This is a genomic window from Elizabethkingia bruuniana, assembly GCF_002024805.1.
Lineage (GTDB): Bacteria > Bacteroidota > Bacteroidia > Flavobacteriales > Weeksellaceae > Elizabethkingia > Elizabethkingia bruuniana.
Genome location: NZ_CP014337.1, coordinates 2,960,164 through 2,982,714 on the forward strand (window position 1 = coordinate 2,960,164; position 22,551 = coordinate 2,982,714).

General features: G+C 36.3%; 23 protein-coding genes and 3 tRNA genes. 10 read left to right on the forward strand and 16 right to left on the reverse strand.

Features of this window, described 5'->3' with window-relative positions:
* Window positions 1-25 precede the first annotated feature (25 nt).
* Window positions 26-2,539 carry a M1 family aminopeptidase gene (locus AYC65_RS13710; protein WP_034868712.1) on the reverse strand — a complete coding sequence of 838 codons (2,514 nt, stop codon included), beginning with the start codon at window positions 2,537-2,539 and terminating at the stop codon, window positions 26-28.
* Between the two features lie 102 nt (window positions 2,540-2,641).
* Window positions 2,642-3,436 (reverse strand): thymidylate synthase, encoded by a 795-nt coding sequence (locus AYC65_RS13715; RefSeq protein WP_034868710.1) that lies wholly within the window; start codon window positions 3,434-3,436, stop codon window positions 2,642-2,644.
* Window positions 3,437-3,563: 127 nt separating this feature from the next.
* Between AYC65_RS13715 and dusB the strand changes: the two genes are divergently transcribed.
* Together dusB and AYC65_RS13725 are read left to right on the forward strand one after the other, a co-directional pair.
* Window positions 3,564-4,553, forward strand: a complete 990-nt coding sequence (dusB, locus tag AYC65_RS13720; protein ID WP_034868709.1) for a tRNA dihydrouridine synthase DusB — start codon at window positions 3,564-3,566, stop codon at window positions 4,551-4,553.
* Window positions 4,554-4,656: 103 nt separating this feature from the next.
* On the forward strand, window positions 4,657-5,421 hold the full coding sequence (locus AYC65_RS13725) for an exodeoxyribonuclease III (RefSeq protein ID WP_034868937.1): 765 nt from the start codon (window positions 4,657-4,659) through the stop codon (window positions 5,419-5,421).
* A gap of 61 nt (window positions 5,422-5,482) precedes the next feature.
* On the opposite strand, the gene AYC65_RS13730 is transcribed toward AYC65_RS13725, so the two are convergent.
* The 4 genes from AYC65_RS13730 to AYC65_RS13745 all read right to left on the reverse strand — a co-directional run bounded on the left by AYC65_RS13730 (window position 5,483) and on the right by AYC65_RS13745 (window position 6,322).
* Window positions 5,483-5,872: a hypothetical protein gene (locus AYC65_RS13730; RefSeq protein WP_034868707.1), complete on the reverse strand. Its 390-nt coding sequence runs from the start codon at window positions 5,870-5,872 to the stop codon at window positions 5,483-5,485.
* A 135-nt stretch (window positions 5,873-6,007) separates the two neighbouring features.
* A tRNA-Lys gene (locus tag AYC65_RS13735) sits at window positions 6,008-6,080 on the reverse strand.
* Between the two features lie 49 nt (window positions 6,081-6,129).
* Window positions 6,130-6,213 (reverse strand) — tRNA-Leu (locus AYC65_RS13740).
* A gap of 36 nt (window positions 6,214-6,249) precedes the next feature.
* Window positions 6,250-6,322 (reverse strand) — tRNA-Lys (locus AYC65_RS13745).
* Between the two features lie 105 nt (window positions 6,323-6,427).
* Between AYC65_RS13745 and AYC65_RS13750 the strand changes: the two genes are divergently transcribed.
* Window positions 6,428-6,949 carry a shikimate kinase gene (locus AYC65_RS13750; RefSeq protein ID WP_034868706.1) on the forward strand — a complete coding sequence of 174 codons (522 nt, stop codon included), beginning with the start codon at window positions 6,428-6,430 and terminating at the stop codon, window positions 6,947-6,949.
* Here the strand turns inward: AYC65_RS13750 and AYC65_RS13755 are convergent.
* Entirely contained in the window at window positions 6,921-7,367 is a 447-nt protein-coding gene (locus AYC65_RS13755; RefSeq protein ID WP_034868704.1) for an RNA-binding S4 domain-containing protein, read from the reverse strand. The two genes, AYC65_RS13750 and AYC65_RS13755, sit on opposite strands and share 29 nt — an antisense overlap.
* 64 nt (window positions 7,368-7,431) lie before the next feature.
* On the opposite strand from AYC65_RS13755, the gene AYC65_RS13760 reads away from it, so the two are divergent.
* Window positions 7,432-8,199 (forward strand): hypothetical protein, encoded by a 768-nt coding sequence (locus AYC65_RS13760; protein ID WP_034868702.1) that lies wholly within the window; start codon window positions 7,432-7,434, stop codon window positions 8,197-8,199.
* A gap of 47 nt (window positions 8,200-8,246) precedes the next feature.
* On the opposite strand, the gene recO is transcribed toward AYC65_RS13760, so the two are convergent.
* Window positions 8,247-8,921, reverse strand: a complete 675-nt coding sequence (recO, locus tag AYC65_RS13765; RefSeq protein WP_034868700.1) for a DNA repair protein RecO — start codon at window positions 8,919-8,921, stop codon at window positions 8,247-8,249.
* A 125-nt stretch (window positions 8,922-9,046) separates the two neighbouring features.
* Here recO and dapA point away from each other — a divergent pair, with 125 nt between their 5' ends.
* The 3 genes from dapA to AYC65_RS13780 all read left to right on the forward strand — a co-directional run bounded on the left by dapA (window position 9,047) and on the right by AYC65_RS13780 (window position 11,839).
* A complete protein-coding gene (dapA, locus tag AYC65_RS13770) occupies window positions 9,047-9,919 on the forward strand; it encodes a 4-hydroxy-tetrahydrodipicolinate synthase (RefSeq protein ID WP_034868699.1) in 873 nt (290 codons plus the stop codon).
* 122 nt (window positions 9,920-10,041) lie between these two features.
* The gene (locus AYC65_RS13775; protein ID WP_034868698.1) at window positions 10,042-10,536 is read left to right on the forward strand and encodes a GNAT family N-acetyltransferase; all 495 of its coding nucleotides are present in this window, start codon (window positions 10,042-10,044) and stop codon (window positions 10,534-10,536) included.
* 160 nt (window positions 10,537-10,696) lie between these two features.
* Entirely contained in the window at window positions 10,697-11,839 is a 1,143-nt protein-coding gene (locus AYC65_RS13780; RefSeq protein ID WP_034868697.1) for an NAD(P)H:quinone oxidoreductase, read from the forward strand.
* 21 nt (window positions 11,840-11,860) lie between these two features.
* Here AYC65_RS13780 and recG read toward each other — a convergent pair whose 3' ends face one another.
* Window positions 11,861-13,951 (reverse strand): ATP-dependent DNA helicase RecG, encoded by a 2,091-nt coding sequence (gene recG / locus AYC65_RS13785; RefSeq protein WP_034868696.1) that lies wholly within the window; start codon window positions 13,949-13,951, stop codon window positions 11,861-11,863.
* 89 nt (window positions 13,952-14,040) lie between these two features.
* Between recG and AYC65_RS13790 the strand changes: the two genes are divergently transcribed.
* A complete protein-coding gene (locus AYC65_RS13790) occupies window positions 14,041-14,721 on the forward strand; it encodes an aspartate/glutamate racemase family protein (RefSeq protein ID WP_034868935.1) in 681 nt (226 codons plus the stop codon).
* A gap of 57 nt (window positions 14,722-14,778) precedes the next feature.
* On the opposite strand, the gene hemL is transcribed toward AYC65_RS13790, so the two are convergent.
* Genes hemL through AYC65_RS13810 form a run of 4 tightly spaced genes read right to left on the reverse strand, consistent with a single transcriptional unit; the run spans window position 14,779 to window position 18,329 of the window.
* Window positions 14,779-16,053, reverse strand: a complete 1,275-nt coding sequence (hemL, locus tag AYC65_RS13795) for a glutamate-1-semialdehyde 2,1-aminomutase (protein ID WP_034868695.1) — start codon at window positions 16,051-16,053, stop codon at window positions 14,779-14,781.
* Window positions 16,053-17,093 carry a glucosaminidase domain-containing protein gene (locus AYC65_RS13800; protein ID WP_034868694.1) on the reverse strand — a complete coding sequence of 347 codons (1,041 nt, stop codon included), beginning with the start codon at window positions 17,091-17,093 and terminating at the stop codon, window positions 16,053-16,055. Before AYC65_RS13800 ends, hemL begins: the two co-directional genes overlap by 1 nt.
* Complete coding sequence (locus tag AYC65_RS13805; RefSeq protein WP_034868693.1) at window positions 17,090-18,001, reverse strand: 1-aminocyclopropane-1-carboxylate deaminase/D-cysteine desulfhydrase; 912 nt, start codon at window positions 17,999-18,001, stop codon at window positions 17,090-17,092. Before AYC65_RS13805 ends, AYC65_RS13800 begins: the two co-directional genes overlap by 4 nt.
* Window position 18,002: 1 nt before the next feature.
* Window positions 18,003-18,329, reverse strand: a complete 327-nt coding sequence (locus AYC65_RS13810; protein ID WP_034868692.1) for a hypothetical protein — start codon at window positions 18,327-18,329, stop codon at window positions 18,003-18,005.
* A 35-nt stretch (window positions 18,330-18,364) separates the two neighbouring features.
* On the opposite strand from AYC65_RS13810, the gene AYC65_RS20790 reads away from it, so the two are divergent.
* Both AYC65_RS20790 and AYC65_RS13815 read left to right on the forward strand, forming a co-directional pair.
* On the forward strand, window positions 18,365-18,538 hold the full coding sequence (locus tag AYC65_RS20790; protein ID WP_021348876.1) for a DUF5522 domain-containing protein: 174 nt from the start codon (window positions 18,365-18,367) through the stop codon (window positions 18,536-18,538).
* Window positions 18,539-18,549: 11 nt separating this feature from the next.
* A complete protein-coding gene (locus AYC65_RS13815) occupies window positions 18,550-19,098 on the forward strand; it encodes a DUF4136 domain-containing protein (protein ID WP_021348875.1) in 549 nt (182 codons plus the stop codon).
* A 47-nt stretch (window positions 19,099-19,145) separates the two neighbouring features.
* On the opposite strand, the gene AYC65_RS13820 is transcribed toward AYC65_RS13815, so the two are convergent.
* From AYC65_RS13820 to AYC65_RS13830, 3 genes are read right to left on the reverse strand one after another with little or no spacing between them, the layout of a single operon-like run.
* The gene (locus AYC65_RS13820) at window positions 19,146-19,877 is read right to left on the reverse strand and encodes a hypothetical protein (protein ID WP_034868691.1); all 732 of its coding nucleotides are present in this window, start codon (window positions 19,875-19,877) and stop codon (window positions 19,146-19,148) included.
* Between the two features lie 13 nt (window positions 19,878-19,890).
* On the reverse strand, window positions 19,891-21,975 hold the full coding sequence (locus tag AYC65_RS13825; RefSeq protein ID WP_034868690.1) for a WG repeat-containing protein: 2,085 nt from the start codon (window positions 21,973-21,975) through the stop codon (window positions 19,891-19,893).
* Window positions 21,976-22,030: 55 nt separating this feature from the next.
* Window positions 22,031-22,483: a hypothetical protein gene (locus tag AYC65_RS13830; protein WP_234300347.1), complete on the reverse strand. Its 453-nt coding sequence runs from the start codon at window positions 22,481-22,483 to the stop codon at window positions 22,031-22,033.
* Window positions 22,484-22,551 lie beyond the last annotated feature (68 nt).

Here is a 22,551-nt window from a genome sequence, read left to right on the forward strand (position 1 = left end):
CTTTTTTATGATAAGCATTCAGCAATTATTTACTGTAAGCTTCTATAGTATTATTAATCATTTCGATTTGTTTATGCAGTTCTGCATTTTTCGGATCTGCTTTCAATACTCCCATTTTTGTATTAAGTCCGGCTTTCAGCATATTCACAATCATCATCTTTGCTTGTGGATTTTCTCCTACCTGGCTTTTCGCTAAACCTAAAACTTTTGTAAGGCGTTTTGTCGCTTCTGTATTATCCGATCCCATAATCCAGTTATAAGCATCTTCTGCAGCTTTACCCTCCTCAGGGTCCTGCATCTTTATGAAAGGATAAAATGCTGCTGTCTCTGCTATTGCAGGCATTTGTTTTGTTATTTTATTTTTAACAATAATAGGCAGCAATGTAGAGATTAAACCTTCACTCGCATTATTCAGATCAATTTTATCTGCATAAGCAACTATTTTCTCAGGCGCTACAGTTGCCAATGCTGCTAATGAATTTCCGCTAACGGCGTTAGAAACTACAGTAATTCCTTTTTCATATAAGGACAGATATTTTTTATCCTTTGTTTTAGCTAATGCAGCAATTGCTTCTCCTTGTACCAATGTCTTAGGATCATTCGCAGCCAATTTCTCTACTTCAGCCAGTGCCAATTTTGCCTGATTAGGTTTAGACAAGTCTAATCCGTTTAAGGCTTTCATTCTTACTCTGAAGAAAGGATCTTTTAGTGCAGCCAATAATGTTTTCAGAGCAGCGTCGTTCTTATCTGCACTTTTAGCAGCTTCCTGAACAGCTTTGTAGCGGCTATAGAATTCTTTAGAGCCCTGGTACTGTAACAAATATTGTTCTGGTGTTTTAGTTTCTGTAATTGCAGATAACAAAATACCATCCGCGTTTATATTTACTAAATCAGGACTTTTGGATGAAGGGAATGTAAATGAGTTATTTGCTTTGGCATCTACCCATACATTCTGACGTACTGGTTTACCATTATCATACACATCTATAGCCAGTGGGAATTGGAATAAAGGTGACTGTGACTGATTGATTGTAACAGTTACCTGCTTCTTAACAGGCTCATAATTGTAGTTATAAGATAATTTTGGATGACCGTTTGAGAAATACCACTGATTAAAGAACCAGTTAAGGTCTTTTCCACTCACTTTTTCCAATGAAAGACGCAATTGGTGAGCTTCACCATTTCCGTACTCATTTGTTTTCAGATAATCTGTCAGACCTTGTCTGAAAGCATCTTCACCAAGATAATTACGAAGCATATGAAGAATTCCACCACCTTTCTGATAAGTTACCAGATCGAAAACATCTTCTTTATCAGCATAATTAAAGCGTACTAAATTTTTAGAATAATCATTTGGATTATGCAGGTAATTACCCACATCCTTCATCAGATGATAGTCCGCCAAATCTTTACCATACTTATGTTCGAACCACAGGTATTCAGAATAGTTAGCAAAAGATTCGTTTACAGTAAGATTGCTCCAGCTTTCAGCGGTTACCAAATCCCCAAACCAATGGTGGAATAATTCGTGTGCAATTGTAGATTCCCAGCTGTTTTCATCAGCTAGTTGACCCGGTTTTTGCTGTACAGCATCTCCGTGTAAAGTAGCCGTTGTATTTTCCATAGCACCACTTACATAGTCGCGCCCGGATATTTGAGCATATTTAGCCCATGGATAATCATAATTAAGATATTTAGAATAGAACTCTATCATCTCCGGAGTATTACCATAGATTTGCTTAGCATATGGTTCATATTCTTTCTCGATATAATAGTCTACCGGAATATTTCTCCACTTATCTTTTACAACCGCATAATCTCCGACACCCATAAAAAATAAATAAGGTGAATGCCTTTTTTCCATCACCCAATGATCGGTACGTAGGTTGTTTCCTTCTTTCTTGGATTCTTTCAGGATTCCGTTGGATAATGTAACATACTTATCCGGAACTGTCATATAGATTTCCTGAGTTGTTTTCTGGTTGGTCTTATCTATTGTCGGGAACCACGCAGAAGAAGATTCTGTTTCCCCTTGTGTCCATATTTGCGTTGGTTTATCCGCTTCTTTTCCCTGAGCGTTGATAAAGTACAAACCTTTAGCATCACTAATTGCTGAACTTCCTTTTTGCTTTACCTCACCAGGACGGGCTGTATATTTGATATATACTGTATAGTCCTGATTTTTGTTATAGGTTTTATCCAGATTAATTTTCAGGATATCATTTTTATAATCAAATTTCAGAGGAGTCTTACTACCACCTTTATCCAAAGCCACTTCGTGAATAAGCATAGCTTTAGCATTCAGAACCAAAGAGTCTGTTGCATAAAAATAAGGTGAGGCAGTAAGCCATTCTTCACCATTCATTTGCTCTTTCTGATAGTCGAAATTTACTTTTAGTTTAGTATGTTTCAGCTCTGTCATTTTTGTATGGGCAGCTCTATAAACACCATCTCTTCCGGATGTTTCTGTCTGGCCAAATGCCATATTTGCATTTAAAAGCGTTCCTAAAAACAGGGCTGCGATAAAGATCTTTTTCATTTTACATTGAATTTACAAAGGGTATACTTTAGCGGATTTGTCTTTAAACAAAGGGAAAAGTTACAAAAAAAGTGAGAACAAGTCTCACTTTTTTTATTTATTTTAAATAGCAACAGGTGCTTTAATACCTGGGTGCGGATCATAATTCAGTAATTCGAAATCCTCAAATTTAAAATCAAAGATATCTTTTACATCAGGATTTACCTTCATTACCGGTAAAGGTTTCGGATCACGCGCCAGCTGTCTGTTTACCTGTTCAAAGTGATTGTTATAGATGTGTACATCTCCGAAGCTATGTACATAATCGCCAACCTGAAGCCCCGTAACCTGTGCTACCATCATTAATAGCAAGGCATAACTCGCAATATTAAAAGGAACTCCCAGGAAAACATCGGCACTTCTCTGGTACAGCTGCAAAGACAGCTTTCCATCCGCGACATAAAACTGAAACATTGCATGACAAGGTGCCAATGCCATATTCGGAATTTCTGCAACATTCCATGCAGAAACAATAAGTCTGCGGGAATCAGGATTCTTTTTAATCTGATCAATTACTTCGGATATCTGGTCTACAACTTTATTATCTGCTCCTCTCCAGCTTCTCCACTGAGCACCATATACTGGCCCAAGATCACCGTTCTCATCTGCCCATTCATCCCATATGGAAACACCATTGTCCTTAAGGTACTTAATGTTTGTATCTCCCTTCAGAAACCAAAGCAATTCATAGATAATGGATTTAAGGTGAACCTTTTTAGTAGTTACTAATGGAAAACCTTTAGACAGGTCATAACGCAGCTGATACCCGAATAAACTTCTGGTGCCTGTGCCTGTTCTGTCTGTTTTATCTGATCCGTTATCTAAAATATCCTGAAGTAAATGAAGGTAGTTTTGCATGTCGGGTAGCGTAAAAATTACTGCCAACAAATATAGAAATTACTCCCTACATCTCAAAAATTTATGTCTTCGACTATACCTGTTTCATTTATTGATTTCATCTAAAAATCGTAATTTTGCACCACTTATGGTAAAAATTGGTAACATAGAACTTCCTGACTTCCCGCTGCTTTTAGCTCCGATGGAAGATGTTTCGGATCCTCCTTTCCGCAGACTTTGCAAAATGCATGGTGCGGATCTTATGTATTCTGAATTTATTTCCTCCGAAGGATTGATCAGAGATGCAATAAAGAGTCGAAAAAAATTAGATATTTTCGATTATGAAAGGCCTGTAGGTATCCAGATATTCGGAGGTGATGAAGAGGCAATGGCAATGTCTGCCAGAATTGTAGAAACTGTAGAACCGGATCTTGTAGACATTAACTTTGGTTGCCCGGTAAAAAAAGTCGTGTGTAAAGGTGCAGGTGCAGGAGTATTGAAAGATATTGATCTGATGGTACGTCTTACCAAGGCTGTTGTAAATTCTACTCACCTACCCGTAACAGTGAAAACAAGACTGGGCTGGGATACAGAATCTATTAACATTGATGAGGTAGCGGAAAGACTGCAGGAAACCGGTATTAAAGCACTGACCATCCACGCAAGAACACGTGCACAGATGTATAAAGGTGAAGCTGACTGGAACCATATTTCCCGTATAAAAAACAATCCGAATATTGAGATTCCAATTTTCGGGAACGGAGATATCGATTCACCGGAAAAAGCTTTAGAATATAAGCAGAAATACGATTGCGATGGTATTATGATAGGCCGTGGTGCTATCGGGTATCCTTGGATATTTAATGAGATTAAGCATTTCTTTCAAACAGGTGAAAACCTGCCTAAACCAACCGTAAAAGACAGACTTCTTGCAGTACAACAACATGCAGAATGGTCTGTAGAGTGGAAAGGGGAAAGACCCGGCTTAGTAGAGATGCGCCAGCATTATAATAACTACTTCAAAGGAATCCCACATTTTAAAGAATTAAAATCCAGATTCCTTCAGGCATTGACACTGACTGAACTTAATGAACTTATTAACGAGGCTAAGAATCAGTTTGAAAATGTTGAAATCTGATATGAAGCACAAAATATTAATTCAGAAACATAGCAATTCATTTATCTGTGAAGGGTAAATGAGTGATACATTTGTTTCTGATCTCAAATCTCCAATTAAATTTATGAAAATTATCAGCTATAACGTTAACGGGATCCGTGCAGCTTTTGCAAAGGACTTTACTACATGGTTGTCCTTTGCAAATCCTGATATTATTTGCTTCCAGGAAAGCAAGGCACAACCGGAACAAATCAATATAGGAGCATTCAGTGATCTTCAGTACGAAAGTTACTGGTATTCCGCACAGAAAAAAGGTTACAGCGGCGTAGGTATCGCGACAAAGCATAAACCCAATCATATAGAATACGGAACAGGAATAGATTATATAGATTTTGAAGGCCGGGTAATAAGACTGGATTTCGATAATTTCTCGGTCATTTCTGTTTACGTGCCCTCCGCAACTAACATTTCGCGACTGGATCTGAAAATGCAGTTTTGTTATGACTTCTTAAAATACCTGAAGGAGCTTCGTAAGACTATCCCTAACCTTATTGTTTGTGGAGATTTCAATATCTGTCACGAAGCTATCGATATTCACGATCCGATTCGTTTAGCTAGTGTATCTGGCTTTTTACCTATGGAAAGAGAGTATCTGTCCAAATTCTTAGACGAAGGAGAATTTACCGATGCTTTCCGATATAAAAATCCAGAAACACGACAATACAGCTGGTGGAGCTATCGTGCTAATGCAAGAGCCAATAACAAAGGCTGGCGATTAGATTATAACATGGTAAGCAATACACTGAAAGATAAAATCCAAAGAGCTATTATACTACCAGAGGCTATGCATTCCGATCATTGCCCTGTAATGGTAGAATTGGATCTATAAAAGCAAAAAGACAAATTACTGTGTAATTTGTCTTTTTTTATTTTCTATTGGTATAACCAGGTTATCTTCGTCTTTCAAACTCCAGCTTTACTGCCGGCGTTGAATTAGGATTAGTGAGTATCATCCGGCCAGACCCTTCAAAGGTCAATACAAATTTATTTCCTCCAATATAAACGACATCTTGTTTCTGATCCTGGCTTTTAGGATCTTTATAGTTTTCATATACTACAGAATAAGAATAGGTGTTTGAACTTGTTGCAGTACCCGATTCAGTGACAACTACATCACTTGCTCTGAAGTTATAGGTAACTGTTCTGCCGGCCACCGTATTCTGCAGTATCCATTCTCCCTGTATTTTATTACTTGGTGGCAAACTATCTTCATTTCCTCTGCATGCAGCAAAAGCGACAAAGAGCAGCATACCAAATACAATCTTCAATACATTTTTCATAGGGAGTACTTTAACGTAAATATAGGGATAAAAAGGAGAACTTCATAAAAAAATTAAAAGCCCTTCAGGTTACTGAAAGGCTTTTAAAACACCAAATCACAAAATATTAATATGAAAAAAATTCAAATTAAATTGTGACCTGGCTGGGATTCGAACCCAGGACCCATACATTAAAAGTGTATTGCTCTACCAGCTGAGCTACCAGGTCTTGAATGTAAAGTCTAAAGACTTATTATTCAAAATTATTTTTCTCTGTGTGCCTGCGACTGGATTCGAACCAGCACATCCTATTGGATACCACCCCCTCAAGATGGCGTGTCTACCAATTTCACCACACAGGCAAAAAAATTTCTCTAGTGAGACATTTTTTTGAGTAGTGACCTGGCTGGGATTCGAACCCAGGACCCATACATTAAAAGTGTATTGCTCTACCAGCTGAGCTACCAGGTCGGTCACTTTATTAATCAGTGTTTATCTCTGTTTCTAAAGTGGTGCAAAGATACTACTTTTTTTTATATCTCAAAATTTTTTTGGACATTTGTTTAAAAAAAAATCATGATCATTTCGCTATTAGGCTACATGGGCAGTGGTAAGTCTCACATATCCAGAACCCTCGCCCAGAAAATAAATTTTAAATTATTTGACCTCGATAAAGAAATTTCTTTGCACCTTGGAAAGGACATTCCCACAATTTTCAAAGAAATGGGAGAACTGGGTTTTAGAAAAGCAGAGAAACATATACTGGAACAACTCCTTTCTTCGGAAGAAAATATCATATTAAGTCTTGGCGGAGGTACCCCTGTTTATTATAATAACATGGATACCATCACCAGACATTCTAAAAGTTTTTATTTGAGAGCTAAAGTGGGTACTCTAGCAGAAAGGCTATCGAAACAAAAAGATAAACGTCCTCTTATTGCCAGAATAAGTGAAGAAGATCTTCCGGAGTTTATCGCAAAGCATTTATTTGAAAGGAATACTTACTATAACGAAGCCGAATTTATTATAGACACTGATAATAAAACTGACGAAGAAATCTCAAACGAGATTATTCATCACCTTCAGCTTCATCATTAAAGAAGTTGTCCCAATCTTTATCTGACGGTTCTGCTTCTTCTTCATCGTCGTCATCTACATCAAGAAAGCCGTCCATTTCCCGACGGTCTTTTTTGGTAGGTCTCCCCTCCCCTTTCTGACGGTAATAATCCTGAGCCAATCTACGGGATTCCAGAAGTGCATATTGTTCGGAATCCGTCATATCTTTGATGTGCAGAGTTACTAGTTTTGCCCCGATTCTGCTTTTAGGGATCTGTATTACTTTTATTTTATAGTCAATCTGGTTTTTACGGACCGTGATTACATCTCCCTCTGTTACCTCTTTAGAAGATTTTACAACCTGCCCGCCAATACTAACTCTGTTCTTTTTAATTTCCTCTGTTGCAATACTTCTGGTCTTATAGAATCTTACACTCCATAAAAATTTATCAATTCTCATATTTTTTTATACTTTTGCGTAGTTATATACGTTTAAGAATAGTCAATAATTTTATAAAGATACAATGAAAAAATTATTATTAGGTTTGTTGGTAGCTTCTACTGTACTAAATTCATGTAGAAATGACAATTACTACAATCAAAATCTTATCCCGAATGTAGATCAGGCTACGCAAAATTCCTATGATGATACTGCGATAAAAGATTACTTAGATACTCATTACTTCGATGACAGAGGAAAGATTAAAACATTTGATGATACCAATAAGCCGGATGACAAAAATATAAAGTTATCCACACTGGCAAAAACATTACCATCTGGTGTCATTTATGTAATTCGTCCAAATGCACAACCCACAAACGGTACTGATGTAAAAGATAAAAATGTATTACAGATTATGCAAGTTGCTTTCGCAACCCGTGCAATTAAAGGTACAGATGATAAGATTCAATTTACAGGATCTCTTCCCTTCTTCAATACTGTAGATCAGGGCGGTGTTCCAAAAGATGATCCGTTATGGTTTTATGCTAAAAAGGCGTTAATAGATTCTGAGCAAAAGAGATTGGACGCTGCCACTACTAATAATACAGTAAAAGTAACGAACAGCTATTTCGAAATTGAAGGCTTTCAGGAAGCTATTAAATTATTCAAATCATTTACTAAACAAGTTACAGATGATTATAACCTTCAGGGATTAATTATTGTTCCTTCGAGAGCAGCATTTGCAAAAGATCCTCATTACAACTATGTAGGAGCATCTCTGAATGATTATAGTTTCTTTTTCAATTTCCAGTTATACGGATCGAGAGAAAGAACACCTTCTGAAGAATAAAATAATATCAGAAATAAAAATATAACCTGCTTATACAGCAGGTTTTTTTATGCCCATATTTGCTGAAGAACTTCCAGCGATGCAGGATTTTTAAATTCCGGTATATGAATGCTATAGTATACCAGAATACTTTCCAAAAGTCTTCTTCGTTCTGTATTCGTAAGCTTTACAGAGTAGCCTTCATCTAAAATACTTTTCCACAAGCCGGAAGTACTGTCATCAAAGCAATGGTGTGAAGAAAATGTTTCGTAAATTCCCTTTTCAGGATTTAGATAGGCAGCATCATTCAGGAGAGGTTTTATTCCGAGGTCTTCTGTAAGAATAACTAAAAAATGAACATGTGCTGATATATTCACTTCCTTCAACTGATCCATAAAATCAGAAATCTTGGAATAGATGCTCTCATTTTGAGCTTCGTTCCGGAGGATATTACTCAGAACATCGGCAATAAAAAACTGAAGAGCATTCGTTTTGATATTCCATTCAGGAAGATGAGCATAAGCCTGTAAATCCGAAATTAATGGTAGCCCGGATGTTTTAGGACTTGTTGTAAACTGTATTTCGAACAAGAACTGTAACAATGCTTTCTTTTTATTTCTTTTGGAATAAATTCCTTTCAGAAAATAGCTTTTGTATCCTTCATTATGCGTGTAAATATGAAGGACAGCATCATTTTCTCCGTATTTAAGATATGAAATAAGAAAACCTTTCTCCTGTACCATTATTCTTTACTTTATAGCCAAGTAACCGATTGCAAATATAGGAGTTAATAATAGATTTTTATACACGCATAACCTGAAAACACAGAAAAAATCCCTACATTTGAATACTTAATTTTTAACGTACTATGAATAAATTATCCGGAGTAGGTGTTGCACTAATTACACCCTTCAATGAAGATTTGTCCGTAGATTTTGATTCACTAACGAAATTAGTAGAGTTCAATATCGAAAACGGAACCAGTTATTTAGTAGTTTTAGGAACAACAGCTGAAGCTGCTACACTTAATGATGAAGAGAAGGATAAGGTAGTCAAACACGTTATAAAGGTTAACAATGGTCGTTTACCATTGGTTTTAGGAATCGGAGGAAATAATACTGCTGAGGTTGTAAAACAAATTAACGAAGCTGATACTTCAGCTTTTGATGCTATTCTTTCAGTTTCTCCATATTATAACAAGCCTAATCAGGAAGGACTTTATCAGCACTATAAAGCATTAGCTTCTACAGGAAAAAATATTATTATTTACAATGTACCGGGAAGAACCGGACAAAACATTGAAGCATCTACTACTCTTCGTTTAGCGAATGAGTTTCCTAATCTTGTCATGATTAAAGAAGCTGCGCCAAATATCAACCAGTATTTTGATATCCTTCGTCAAAAGCCTGAGAACTTTAGCCTTGTTTCCGGAGACGATGAGTTTGCATTACCTGTAACTTTGGCAGGAGCAGATGGTGTGATCTCTGTAATTGGTCAGGCTTATCCAAAAGAATTTGCACAAATGATCCAATTGGGTATCGAAGGCAATGCTAAAGAAGCTTATAAAATCCATAACAAACTTGTGGAAATTACACGTCTGATTTTTGCTGAAGGAAATCCTACAGGAGTTAAATATGTACTTGCTGAGTTAGGTATTGTTAAAAACTACCTGAGATTACCATTGGTAGCAGCATCTGAAAGTTTAGAACAGAAATTAAAAGCAGAAATGACTAAAATTTAGTCTTTTGATCTAATAAAAACATTTATCAGAAAGCATCCGGCGGGTGCTTTCTTTTTTTTATCTTTATCTTCCTGTTCCTGTCCTTCACAGGAAAAACAAACCATAAACATAAAAGCAGTAAAATGAAAGTAATAAAAGCTACACCAAAGGATATTCCGTTAATTCAGGATTTAGCTAAAAGATCATGGGAAATGGCTTATTCTAAAATTCTTAGCCCTGCACAAATCAGTTATATGATGGCTGAGATGTATTCCGAAAAAGAAATTTCTTCTCACATGGATAGCCCCGACTGGCAATACTTTCTGATAAAAGATGATGAGGGAAACTATGGCGGATTTATGGGCTATGAATTCAATTACGAGCCCAAAACGACTAAACTTCACCGCATATACATGGTTCCGGAATCCAAAGGTAAAGGTTTGGGAAAATCTGCACTGAACTATCTTAAAAATCATGTATCTGAGAATAACAATGAACGTATCATTCTGAATGTAAACAAATACAATAATGCCAAAGATTTTTATGAGTCTCAGGGATTTAAGGTTTATGAAGAGGGTGTATTCGACATCGGAAATGGTTATGTAATGGATGACTACCTAATGGAGTTTTTTGTTTAATTCATACCACACTCTTTCAGGATTTCACTTACAATAACTAATTGATTCTTATTTATAGACATACAATAAAGCTACTTTATTGTCGTTTTAAATATATTTTTTGTCAAACTTAATAAAAGTAACGTTAGTACTTTTGCAACGTAATTTTAATGGACAAAAAATGAAAAAACTTCATATTATTTTAGCTGGAATCTTAACTATACTCACTGTAAATATTTCGTTTGCACAAGAGTATAAAGCCAAAGTACTGGTGTTATTCTATTCTGATAATGGTGGTACTTATGAACTGGCAAAGGAAGTTGCTAAGGGAATTGAAAGCGAGAAAAATGCAGAAGCTGTAATCAAGCAGGTAAAAGCATCTTCAAATTCTAAATTAAAAAACATCCCTGTTGCTTCAGTAGATGAATTAAAATCTTACGACGGGATTGCATTTGGTTCTCCTGTTTACTTTGGCAATATTAGCACCGGGATGAGTGAATTTTTATCAAAAACTGTCAACCTATGGACAAACCATTCTTTGGAAGGAATCCCTGCTACAGTATTTATGTCCGCAGGCAGTGGAGCTGGTAAGGAGCTGGCTATACAATCTTTCTGGAACAGCCTGGCTGTACACGGAATGATCCTGATACCTACAGGGATAAGAGGAAATGAAAATATTGACAAAAACATCCCACAGGGAAATACCGTATTAGGAACTACAAGTCTTAATTCAGTAAAAAACACAGAAAGACCCAGCCAAGGTGAACGTTACCTGGCAGAATTACAAGGAAAAACAATCGCAAAAGTATCTTTAGCACTTAAAGGTACATTTAAACAAAAAGAGATAATCCCAACACAGGAAAGAGCAGATGTTAATAAAGTATTACAGCAAAAACAGATTGTTTTACCACAGGTTCCAAAACCTGCCGGAAACTATAAGCCTTTCGTACGATCAGGTAATCTGGTATTTATTAATCAGGTTGCATTAAAAGACGGCAAGATTGTTAACCCCGGAAAACTTGGAACAGAGGTAAATGAACAACAGGTAAAAGAAGCAACAAAAGTGACCATGCTAAATGTATTAGCCGTTCTGAGAGAAGCAGTAGGTGGAGACCTGAATAAAGTAAAACAATGTGTACAACTAACCGGTATTTTTAATACTCCAAATGATTATACCAAACATGCTGATCTTATGAATATTGCTTCTGATCTTACTGTTGAGATATTCGGGGAGAAAGGTAAACATGCAAGAGGCACCCTTGGGGCATCTTCCTTGCCAGTCAACTCTTCCGTAGAAATACAGGCTGTTTTTGAAGTTGAATAATATTAATACAGGGCTAGAATATTAACTTATTTTAGCCCATTTATTTTTTCCCTTATACTGGCGGACATAATAACTTTTCATTCCCTGATGCTCCTGAAAAGCCAATAGCGGATCTGTTTCTAATAACTTTTCCACACATTCTTTTGCTGCTTTAATAATATTGGAATCCTGCATCAGATCCAGTTTTTTAAAGTCTATGACTCCACTTTGCTGTGTTCCCAGAATATCTCCCGGACCGCGAAGTTCCATATCGACCTCCGAAATTTTGAATCCGTCATTAGTTTCTACCATCGTTTTAATCCTCTTCCGGCTTTCCTGCGTCATTTTGTCGGAAGTCATCAAAATACAATAACTCTGCTCTGCCCCACGACCAACACGACCTCGTAACTGATGCAGCTGAGACAAGCCAAATCTTTCAGCACTCTCTATAATCATTACCGATGCATTGGGAACGTTCACTCCTACTTCTATTACAGTAGTAGCCACCATTATCTGTGCTTTTCCACTGGCAAAATACTGCATGGCCGCATCTTTTTCATCGGGCTTCATTTTTCCATGAAGCATTACTACATCGTAATCGGGTACAGGGAAAAATTCTTTTACAGTATCGAACCCTTCGTTCAGGTTTTTATAATCAAGTGTTTCACTTTCTTCAATTAGCGGGTATACAAAATAGATTTGGCGACCCTTAGCAATTTCTTCCTTCGCAAAATTGAAAACAAACAAGCGGTCTTTTTCTTTGCGATGTGCTGTAACAATAGGCTTCCTTCCAACCGGCATTTCATCGATCACCGAAACATCCAGATCCGAATAGAAACTCATCGCCAGGGTTCTCGGAATAGGAGTTGCTGTCATCACCAGAATATGTGGTGGTATTGCATTTTTAGCCCATAGCTTCGCTCGTTGCGCTACTCCAAAACGGTGTTGTTCGTCGATAATAGCCAGTCCAAGTTTTTTGAATTTCACCTTATCCTCCAATAAAGCATGTGTCCCTACAATAATAGGCAAGGTTCCGTTTTCCAGCATTTCGTGGATAACTTTTCTCTCCGATGCCTTGGTAGATCCCGTTAATAATTTGACCTCGATACCTGTTCCGTATAGAAGATCAGAGATACCATTGAAATGCTGTTGAGCCAAAATCTCAGTCGGAGCCATCAAACAGCTCTGAAAACCATTATCCAATGCGATAAGCATAGATAATAAAGCCACCATCGTTTTTCCCGATCCTACGTCTCCCTGCAATAATCTGTTCATCTGAACAGGAAGCTTCATATCGTTCCTTATTTCTTTCAGTACTCTTTTCTGCGCATTTGTAAGTTCGAACGGAAGATTATTTTCATAAAATCCGGTAAAATAATCCCCCACTAATGGAAAAGGATTCCCTAAAGATGAAGTTTTATTATGTTTCTTTTTCAAGCCATAACCTAACTGAAAAAAGAATGCTTCCTCAAATTTCAACCTTCTGTCAGCAGCTTTCTGCCACTGGCTATTTTTAGGAAAATGAATATTCTGATAGGCATCTATTCTGGAAATCAACTTGAGACTTTTCATTAAACCAGAAGGAAGATTCTCATCAATAAACGTAGGAATATTCAGGACAATGTCTAATAAAATCTGTTGAAAAAATCGATTATTTATCCCACGTTTCGTTAATTTTTCACTACTGGAATAAACAGGTAAAAGTGTTGGAGAATTTTCTTTATTTTCATTTTTCTCTATTTCAGGATGCGGCATAGAGAATACATTGTTAAAAATCTGTACTCTTCCGAAAATTATAACTTCAGTATTAAGTGGAATCTGTTCTTTCAGCCATTTAGAATATTTGAACCACACTAATTCCATTGTTCCGGTTTCATCCCGAAATTTCGCTACCATACGCCTTCCTTTGGCATATGCCACTTCCTGAATATCGGTAATCCTGCCTTTCAGCGGAATTTCATTGTTTATTTCCCTTAATTCACCAACTTTGTAAAGTTTACTTTTATCGATATAACGAATGGGATAAAAGGTCAGAAAGTCCTCTACCTTATGGAGATCCAAAACGTTTTTAATGAGCTTTGCTCGCTCAGGCCCGATGCCTTTTAGGTATTCTATAGGAGTTGATAATTCCAAGTCTTATATTTGCTGCCCGAATTTCGGGAAAAGTAACGGATTATAAAAGTTTTTATACCTTAACCATAAAATTAAAATACCCTTCAGTAATGAAAAAAATAGGAATATTAGGAGGCACAAGTTATCCTTCTACAATATTATACTATGAAACCCTCAATAAGCTTTACAACCAAAAGTTTGGCGCTTTTCATTCGTGTCCGATTTTGCTTTACAGCATAGACTATAACGAAATCAAAAGCAATTATAATGACGGTTGGGATGTGATTCCACAATTATTAAAAAAAGAACTTCAGGTATTATTGGACAGCAATCCATCTTGTGTAATGATTGCTAACAATACTTTGCATAAAGCTTTTGATCTTATAAAACATGAATTAGAAATCAATGTTCCGGTATTCCATATTATAGAACTTACCAAAGAATATATTCTGAATAATAACTATAAAAATGTTTTACTGCTCGGTACCAAGTATACAATGGAAAGCGACTTCTTTAAGGAGCCTCTTATTCAGGCTGGTATCAATGTTGTAATTCCGGACGAAGAAGAGAGAACAGAAATCCAGAAAATACAAATTCAGCTTTCTTCCGGAAAACCAGTAACACCAGAATCTATAGCTTATTTTGAAAAACTTAATGAAAAATACAGCCATCTGGATGCCTTTATATTAGGCTGTACAGAAATCCCACTTTTGTATAAGCAAATGGATAGCCCGGTGAATCTTATAGACACCTTGCAAATCCAATGTGAAAAAGCCATGAGTATATTCTAACAAAAAAATAAAACGAGCCCTCTGAGGCTCGTTTTTATTATCTATAAAGTATTAATCTTAAAACTTTCTGATTGCCTCAAGAGTCTTATCTACTTCTGTTTCTTTAATTGCATCGGAGATAAACCATGTTTCGTATCCACTTGGCGGCAGGTAAATACCTTCTGCCAATAGATGGTGGAAAAACTTGTTGAATGTCGTATGATCTGCCTGTGCAGCTTCATCAAAATCAGAAACTTTATTGGTATTGAAGAATACTGACATCATACTGCCAAAACGGTTAATATGATGTGCTATTCCTTTTTCAGTAAGAATTTTAGTAATCTCCTGATCCAGAGTTTCTGTTGTTTTGTTAATCCTGTTAAAGAAGTCTTTATCTTCTTTAATCAATTGCAATGTTGTTAAACCTGCACGCATTGCCAGCGGATTACCACTTAAAGTTCCTGCCTGATATACACTTCCTAAAGGAGAAAGATTATCCATAATTTCATTACGGGCTGCAAATGCGCCTACCGGCATGCCGCCTCCGATAACTTTACCAAAAGTTACGATATCAGCATTTACACCTAAAGCCTCTTGTGCTCCCCCCATACTTAGGCGGAATCCTGTCATTACTTCATCAAAAATAAGCAGGGCCTTATGCTCATCACAAACCTGTCTTAGCTTTTGCAGGAAATCATTTTCAGGAAGTACACAACCCATATTTCCGGCAACAGGTTCTACAATAACTGCAGCAATCTGGCCTTCGTTCTGGCTAAATAATTCTTTTACCTGCTCGATATCATTATATCTTGCCAGTAAAGTATCCTGAGCTGTTCCTTTTGTAACTCCGGGACTGTTTGGATCTCCAAAGGTTGCAGCTCCACTTCCTGCTTTAATCAGGAATGAATCTGAGTGACCATGGTAGCATCCTTCAAATTTTATAAATTTATCTTTTCCGGTATAGCCACGTGCTAAACGAATAGCACTCATACATGCTTCTGTACCGGAAGATACCATTCTGATTTTATCTATATTAGGAACAACACTTGTAATAAGTTTTGCAATTTCGGTTTCCAACTCAGTTGGCGCTCCAAAAGAAAAACCACTTTCTGCCTGTTTCTGAATTGCTTCTAATACCACCGGATGAGTGTGCCCTACAATTGCAGGTCCCCATGAGTTGATATAATCTACATATTGTCTGTCATCTGCATCGGTAAGATAAGCTCCTTTTGCTGACTTCATAAATACCGGAACTCCTCCTACTGATCTGAAAGCTCTAACGGGAGAGTTAACTCCTCCCGGGATATAACGTTGTGCTTCATCGAAAAGAGCACTACTTCTTTGGTATAACATTAATTTCTTGGTTTTTTAGAATCTAAATATACTAACTGACCGGCTACTGGCTGCTCTCCAAAAGACATTCTGTTCTTTTTATAAAGTTTTGCCAGTTTTATTGCAAATTTCTGGGAGATATCATACATCGTTTCTCCTGTTTTTGCATTGTAAGTTTTCTGATTTCCGGAAGAGTTTTTAGATTCTAAAAATACGATCTGGTTTTTCTGTAGCTGAGTTCCGTCCAATTCGTTGTACTTCATTAGTCTGGATACAGAAACTCCATATTTCTGGGAAATATAAGAAAGATCTATTTTCTCAGGAATTACAATGAACTTAAGATCTCCGTTAGGGTGATTTTTCACCAAAATATTATCTAAGATAGCCTGAGGTGTAACAAGTCTTGTTTCTTCAGCTTTCTTTTTAGGTTCCTGATAAACGACTGTCTGAACAGGAATATCTTTATTTTTCTTATTCTGAGATACCTGAGCCATAAATACAGCATCGTTTTTAAGGTCAGGATATCTGTTTAGTAAAGTTGCATAAACTTTATCACTCGAGATATTATCGAACTCATAAAGTCTGTATTGTTCAATTTTTCTGATTAGCGCCGGAGCGTAGCTAGGGTTGGTTGCATATCCGGATCTTTTAAGTCCGTAAGCCCATGCTTTATAATCTTTAACATCTAAAAGGAAAAGTGGACTGTAATGTTTTCTGGTCGTTAAAAACAGAGAGTGGTCTCTGTAAGAATCTCTTGGAGATTCATAAACTCTAAAGCATTCGTTTGGAGCATCATCTGTATGGGACATTGTTTTACCTGTCCAGGTTTCTTTACATTTGATACCAAAATGGTTTTTCCCTTCCTGAGCCAGGCGGCTTTGCCCTCCAGCTGTTTCAATAAGCCCCTGAGCAAGAGTAATACTTGCAGGTACTTTATACAATTCCATTTCTTCTACAGCATAAGGAGCAAATCTCTGGATATATTGCTCTTCTGTATTCCACGTTTGGGCTTTTACTGCAAATGCCGAAACAACAAGACATATACTTAAAAGTTTCTTCATAACCTAATCTCTATCGTATTTCTGTTTTTATTTCTTAATAACTGGTTGGCTCCTTCAATTCCCTGCAAACCTCCTGTATGGAAGGCCAATATTCTGCTGCCGGCAGGAAAAAATCCTTCTTCCACTAACTGAAAGAGTCTCATCATCATCTTACCTGTATATACAGGATCCAGAGGGATATTGTATTGCTTCCAAAAATCGTTTATGAAACGTACAATTTCGTCGGATATTTTACCATAGCCTCCGTAATCTGCTTCAATCAGACTAAAGTTATTCTTAGTACTCAGCTCTCTGATTCTTTGCTCGAGGCTAACATCTCTGACAACCGTAAATCCGATAACTTTCTGGTTTCCTTCTGCATACTTAGAAATCCCTGCAATACTTCCGCCTGTCCCAACAGCCGTGCAAAGGTAATCAAAATCTTTTGTATGTTCTGTCAGCATAAACTTCACACCCTCAACAGCTTGCGGATTGCTTCCTCCTTCCGGTACAATTAGTGCTTCCGGAAACTCTTTCCGGAGTTTTTCTGTTATTGCACCTTTATCCCGATAGTCCGTTCGGCTTACAAATCTGAAGCTCATCCCATTTTCATGTGCTTTTCTCAGTGTAATATTTTCTAAAAATCTGGCTTCCAGCTCTTCCCCCCGGATAATACCCATAGTAGGAATACTAAAAATCTTGCCAAAAGCTGCAACTGTAGCAATATGATTTGAGAAAGCACCTCCGAATGTAATGATAAAGGGCTTTTCAACTTTTTGATTTAAATAATGATTGACATTATAAAATAGTTTCCAGTACTTATTTCCGGAAATATCAGGATGAATAAGATCTTCTCTTTTCAGAAAAATTTCCACATCTCCGGATTTAATTTTCTGAATAGGTATTTCAGTTTTTGGAAGTGTCAGCATGCTACCAATATTTTATAAAATTCCAGAATTTTCTTTTTTTCAGATAATCAAAATCATCTTCTTTTGCATAAGCCTCCCTCTCGAAGGAGATTGCGAGATAAGCTTTGTGTGCATTTTTCAGTTTTAAATACTTGATTCCGTATTCGATCATATACAAGATATAAAAAGGCAATATCAGCAATTCCAACTGTTGTCGCAGATGAATTTTCTCATGATTGAGCAATATAAAATCTGCTTTTAATTCTTTTTTTTTCAACAGAATAAAAGGGAACAACGTTATCGCTGTAATTTTTGTATTTTTGAGTAAAGATTTACATACCAGAATCATTTGACAAAGATAAAAATCATTTAAGATTTTAACTTATGCAGGAGAATACAATCAAAGAAAATGAAGACTTTTATTATAACGAACAAGGTTATAAAGTTTTTACTGAAAAATTCCATTTAAGGCGTGGTTATTGCTGTAAGAATGGTTGTAAACACTGCCCGTATGGGTATGATAAAAAAACAGATACGTTCAACAAAAAGAAAAAATAATTGACTCTATTATGAAAAATTACGTAATCATAGCTCTGGCAGCAATACTTACTTTAGGATCATGTAGTCCTTTCAATGTAAGATCTGATTATGATCAGAGTGCCAGTTTCAACCAATACCGGACTTATGAAATCCGTCAGAACGATCTTAAACTGAATGATATTGACAGGGAGCGTGTTATTGGCTCCATCAGACAACAGATGAATGCTAAAGGAATGACAGAAGCTTCTCCTGCAGACCTTGTAATTAATCTAAAAGCTACACATAAAGAAATCCAGGATATCCAAACCACTTCACCTTGGGGCTACGGCTGGGGAATGGGCTGGGGAGGTCCTTACTGGGGAATGGGTTGGGGATACAACAGAACCTACACAGACTACTACAACAGAGGTACATTGGTAATGGATTTTGTAGACTCCCGTACCAACAAATTAGTATGGCAGGGAATCGGTAGTGGATTGAATGTAGACAGTCCTAAAACCAAAGCTAAACAAATCCCTAATATGGTAGCTGAGGTATTGAAAAATTATCCTCCGCAGCAAATGCAGAACAAAAGATAATTCATAATTTTTGAGTATAAAAACGCCCCGGAAAACCGGGGCGTTTTTTATCTGTATGAAGTTAAATCTCCTGAGTAACTTGAAGCCTGATCTAAAGCTTTATCAAAATCCACCTTGGAAAAGAAAAGTGTACATTTTATCTCTTTTTCTTCTTTTATTTTATCTTTTAGCTGCTGATATAAAGAATTATTGAACTTTTCTTTCTTTTTATCTTCATCGCTCTGACTGTAATAATCATGAGCACTATTTTCATTAGAAGCACTTTCCAGAGTAAACGGAATGCGCACGGAGAAAATACTTACCTTGTCTCCTTTTGCCCATCTCAGGATCAGTTCATCACCATTTCCACCAATATCTTTAATCTCTGCTTCTCCAAAATCCTTGTTCAACTGGTCAATAATTTTAATAATATCAGCTGACGTTGCATAATCGGTTTGGGCACTTACTAACAATACCTTTTCATCATTTTCGTCTGAACATAGGCCTAAAGATTCAAACTTTACATCTGCAAATGAAGCTAGCGGGCGCTTTTTACTCATGGATACTGTACTATATTGAATATAGTTTTGTTGTACAGTGCTGTTTTTAATACTTTGTTCTTCCGATGAAATTGAGTAATCGGTTTTACCTCGAAATACGTTTTCATCTTTGAAAAATTTATCAAGGTTTAGTTTAAAGTCAAAATTATTGAGATCCAAAACATTCTTCCCATACTCTGGTGCTTTACTACATGAACTAAGCAGAAATAAAACCGTTGTTATAATAAATATCTTTTTCATTTTTCAGTATGTTTTATAATTTAACCGGGTTGCCTTTGTAATCGTAGTATTGACCATTAATATTATAATGTGCAGTAGGATGACTTATAATATCTGCTTTGTAATCTGCTCCTCCCGGGAAGGTTAAGACTTTATTTCCTTTGGTATCGATTAAATAATATTCGCCGCTGGATAAAATAAGTGCATAACCTTTATAAAAAGGATAAGCCTCATCGAATTTATAATTAAAAACAGGCTGCCCTTTGGTATTGATATAAAAATAAGGAGAATTACCTGAGTCATAAATTGCTACCGGAGCCAGCCCGCTAGAAAAGTTACCAACATAGGAGTACTGTGGTTGTGAAATTATTTTTCCGTCACCTGTCATAATCCCTAATTTTTCAAGATCCATATACTCCATCTCTTTGGTAGGAAGCTCTCTGTAGGCAATCATATTTTGCCCTATACTCCGCAATTCATTAGGTTTCATTTCTACTGTCAGCTTTCCGTTCTCATCTATTACACCATACTTATTGTCTTTCCCTTTAATTACGATATTAGGACTTCCTTCTGTTGTGGATACTTCCTTGGTAAATGGCGTTTCCAGTTTCTTTCCTTTTATAGAATAGAAATCGTAGTATGGTCGCCCTCTTTTTGTAGCTTTCGCTATAAAAACATTTCCGGCCATTGTAATATCATCATATTTAAAAGGAATAATCTCATCCTTATTATTTTTCAGAACTCCTGTATAATCCTCTTTATTGTTAAATAAAGAAAAATCATTATTCAGTGTTCTTTTATAACTTTTATCATCTGGCAATTTTTCCAGTTTCTTATTTTTCAGATCCAGGAAATAAGAGGTTTCTATTGTATCTACACGATTCGTAAAATACAGATTATCTTTCCGCTCTAACTGTTCGTATGTTGCCGGAATGATAATATTGGAATTTTTATCTATGATTCCGTATCGGTCTGATTTTTCATCAAAGAATACTTCATTTCCTTCAGGCTTTATCAAAGCAGAAGCTATTAAATCTTTACTTAGTATCTCTTCTTTCGTAGCTACATAAAAATAGATTTTGTCCACTTCAGCTGGAAACCCTAATTCTATTTTCGAAGTTTTTGGAGCGATCAGATCCTGATATTTTTTTGTAAATTCTTCTATGATACGCATTATTTTTCCGAAAGAAAGCTTCTTGTCGTCTGCTTTAGCAAATTCATCAATATCTTTTGTAAGCTGCTGAAGTTTGTTCTTATAAGTAAAGGCTTTTTCGGAAAGCTCCTGTAAGTCTTTAACCATAGCTTCTTTACCAGCTTCTCCTCCTGCTCTTTTTAGGGTATTCAGCATTTTTTGCATTTCTCCCAGCACCTGACTGCTTATTCCTGTGGAAGGGAAACTCGAATAATTACTGGTTGCAACCAAAACACCATCTGATGTTACACCTTGCTGTCCAATAATCTTAGCGCCTATTTCGATTGGAATACTAATTTCAGCTGACTGTCCATCAAACTTATCAATTTCAATTTTTGTCCCTTTATAGGTAGTCTCTTTGAGGTTAGATTTGCTAATAACCAAAGTATCATAAGCTATAGGAAAAGAATAGCTGGCCGTTACCGCTATACTATCTGGTTGTTTTAATTTCAGGCTTTCAGGTGTAATCTCTTTATTTCCTTCAAAGATTTTGTTGACCTTGTATTTGATATCATAAGCATCTATTTTCTGCATTGCCTTCATAGGGTTAAAAGAAAACCCTGAAGCGGGTAATCTGAAAGACTGAATAGCATTGATTTCTTTAATATCATTAAAATCTTTTCGGATAGAATCGGGGGAACTCAAACCAAAAGCTCTTGCAGTATCTCTGACAGTGCCAGTTCCTGATCCGGAGACTTTAGCACTCATGGAGAAACTACCGGAAAACTCGACACTGTTAGCTGTATCTATCACGCTTTTTATAAACTTTGCGTCTCTATCTAACTGCTCTTTCAACTGGCTCTGAGACATCCCGGAGCGTGATTGGATATAATCAGCTTTCGTTTCGATATCTTCAATTCCTTTACTGGAGCACGATCCCAGTATAATACTGATGATAAGAAAAGCTAATAAACTTTTTATTTTCATATGATGTTTTGTGTAGTTTTAGATAATAAGTGGAAATAATTAAGAACCAAATATATCAACGTTTATTGATATAAAACTCATTTACAGAAATTATTTGATGTTTTTCATTCAATTCAAACTGATAAAAACTGCCATATGGTTTATTAATAATCGTTTGTTTCCTGTTCAGAAATACTGCTTTGGGTACTTTTACCCAATCGTTCTTCCCAAAATAAGTTATACTGTCCGCCAATTTATAGGTTTTGCTTTTTTTAGCAATACAGCTAATGTGAGATTCTTCATGTTCATTTTTTCCGTTTTCATCTGCCACATAAGCCCGGATAACAGTAGCACATTGAAATGAAACTACATTTTTTCCGAAACGTATATTAGTTCCGATTAATGAGCGATTATCATATTCTGAGCAGGAGCACCCCAGCTGCTCTTTCTCTTCATTATTACTTATTTCTCTTTGCGGTGCCCAAGAAACCAATAATAGTATTGTAGTAACATACCAATATTTCATCATTATTTGTTATTTGGTTATTTAAATATAAAAAAATCCTGACAAGAAATATCTCATCAGGATTTTAGGTA

Bases quoted from the DNA above. Each gene is read 5' to 3' on its own strand.
- AYC65_RS13710 (WP_034868712.1), bottom strand. From the start codon at position 2,539: ATGAAAAAGATCTTTATCGCAGCCCTGTTTTTAGGAACGCTTTTAAAT.
- AYC65_RS13715 (WP_034868710.1), bottom strand. From the start codon at position 3,436: ATGCAAAACTACCTTCATTTACTTCAGGATATTTTAGATAACGGATCA.
- dusB (WP_034868709.1), top strand. From the start codon at position 3,564: ATGGTAAAAATTGGTAACATAGAACTTCCTGACTTCCCGCTGCTTTTA.
- AYC65_RS13725 (WP_034868937.1), top strand. From the start codon at position 4,657: ATGAAAATTATCAGCTATAACGTTAACGGGATCCGTGCAGCTTTTGCA.
- AYC65_RS13730 (WP_034868707.1), bottom strand. From the start codon at position 5,872: ATGAAAAATGTATTGAAGATTGTATTTGGTATGCTGCTCTTTGTCGCT.
- AYC65_RS13750 (WP_034868706.1), top strand. From the start codon at position 6,428: ATGATCATTTCGCTATTAGGCTACATGGGCAGTGGTAAGTCTCACATA.
- AYC65_RS13755 (WP_034868704.1), bottom strand. From the start codon at position 7,367: ATGAGAATTGATAAATTTTTATGGAGTGTAAGATTCTATAAGACCAGA.
- AYC65_RS13760 (WP_034868702.1), top strand. From the start codon at position 7,432: ATGAAAAAATTATTATTAGGTTTGTTGGTAGCTTCTACTGTACTAAAT.
- recO (WP_034868700.1), bottom strand. From the start codon at position 8,921: ATGGTACAGGAGAAAGGTTTTCTTATTTCATATCTTAAATACGGAGAA.
- dapA (WP_034868699.1), top strand. From the start codon at position 9,047: ATGAATAAATTATCCGGAGTAGGTGTTGCACTAATTACACCCTTCAAT.
- AYC65_RS13775 (WP_034868698.1), top strand. From the start codon at position 10,042: ATGAAAGTAATAAAAGCTACACCAAAGGATATTCCGTTAATTCAGGAT.
- AYC65_RS13780 (WP_034868697.1), top strand. From the start codon at position 10,697: ATGAAAAAACTTCATATTATTTTAGCTGGAATCTTAACTATACTCACT.
- AYC65_RS13790 (WP_034868935.1), top strand. From the start codon at position 14,041: ATGAAAAAAATAGGAATATTAGGAGGCACAAGTTATCCTTCTACAATA.
- hemL (WP_034868695.1), bottom strand. From the start codon at position 16,053: ATGTTATACCAAAGAAGTAGTGCTCTTTTCGATGAAGCACAACGTTAT.
- AYC65_RS13800 (WP_034868694.1), bottom strand. From the start codon at position 17,093: ATGAAGAAACTTTTAAGTATATGTCTTGTTGTTTCGGCATTTGCAGTA.
- AYC65_RS13805 (WP_034868693.1), bottom strand. From the start codon at position 18,001: ATGCTGACACTTCCAAAAACTGAAATACCTATTCAGAAAATTAAATCC.
- AYC65_RS13810 (WP_034868692.1), bottom strand. From the start codon at position 18,329: ATGATTCTGGTATGTAAATCTTTACTCAAAAATACAAAAATTACAGCG.
- AYC65_RS20790 (WP_021348876.1), top strand. From the start codon at position 18,365: ATGCAGGAGAATACAATCAAAGAAAATGAAGACTTTTATTATAACGAA.
- AYC65_RS13815 (WP_021348875.1), top strand. From the start codon at position 18,550: ATGAAAAATTACGTAATCATAGCTCTGGCAGCAATACTTACTTTAGGA.
- AYC65_RS13820 (WP_034868691.1), bottom strand. From the start codon at position 19,877: ATGAAAAAGATATTTATTATAACAACGGTTTTATTTCTGCTTAGTTCA.
- AYC65_RS13825 (WP_034868690.1), bottom strand. From the start codon at position 21,975: ATGAAAATAAAAAGTTTATTAGCTTTTCTTATCATCAGTATTATACTG.
- AYC65_RS13830 (WP_234300347.1), bottom strand. From the start codon at position 22,483: ATGATGAAATATTGGTATGTTACTACAATACTATTATTGGTTTCTTGG.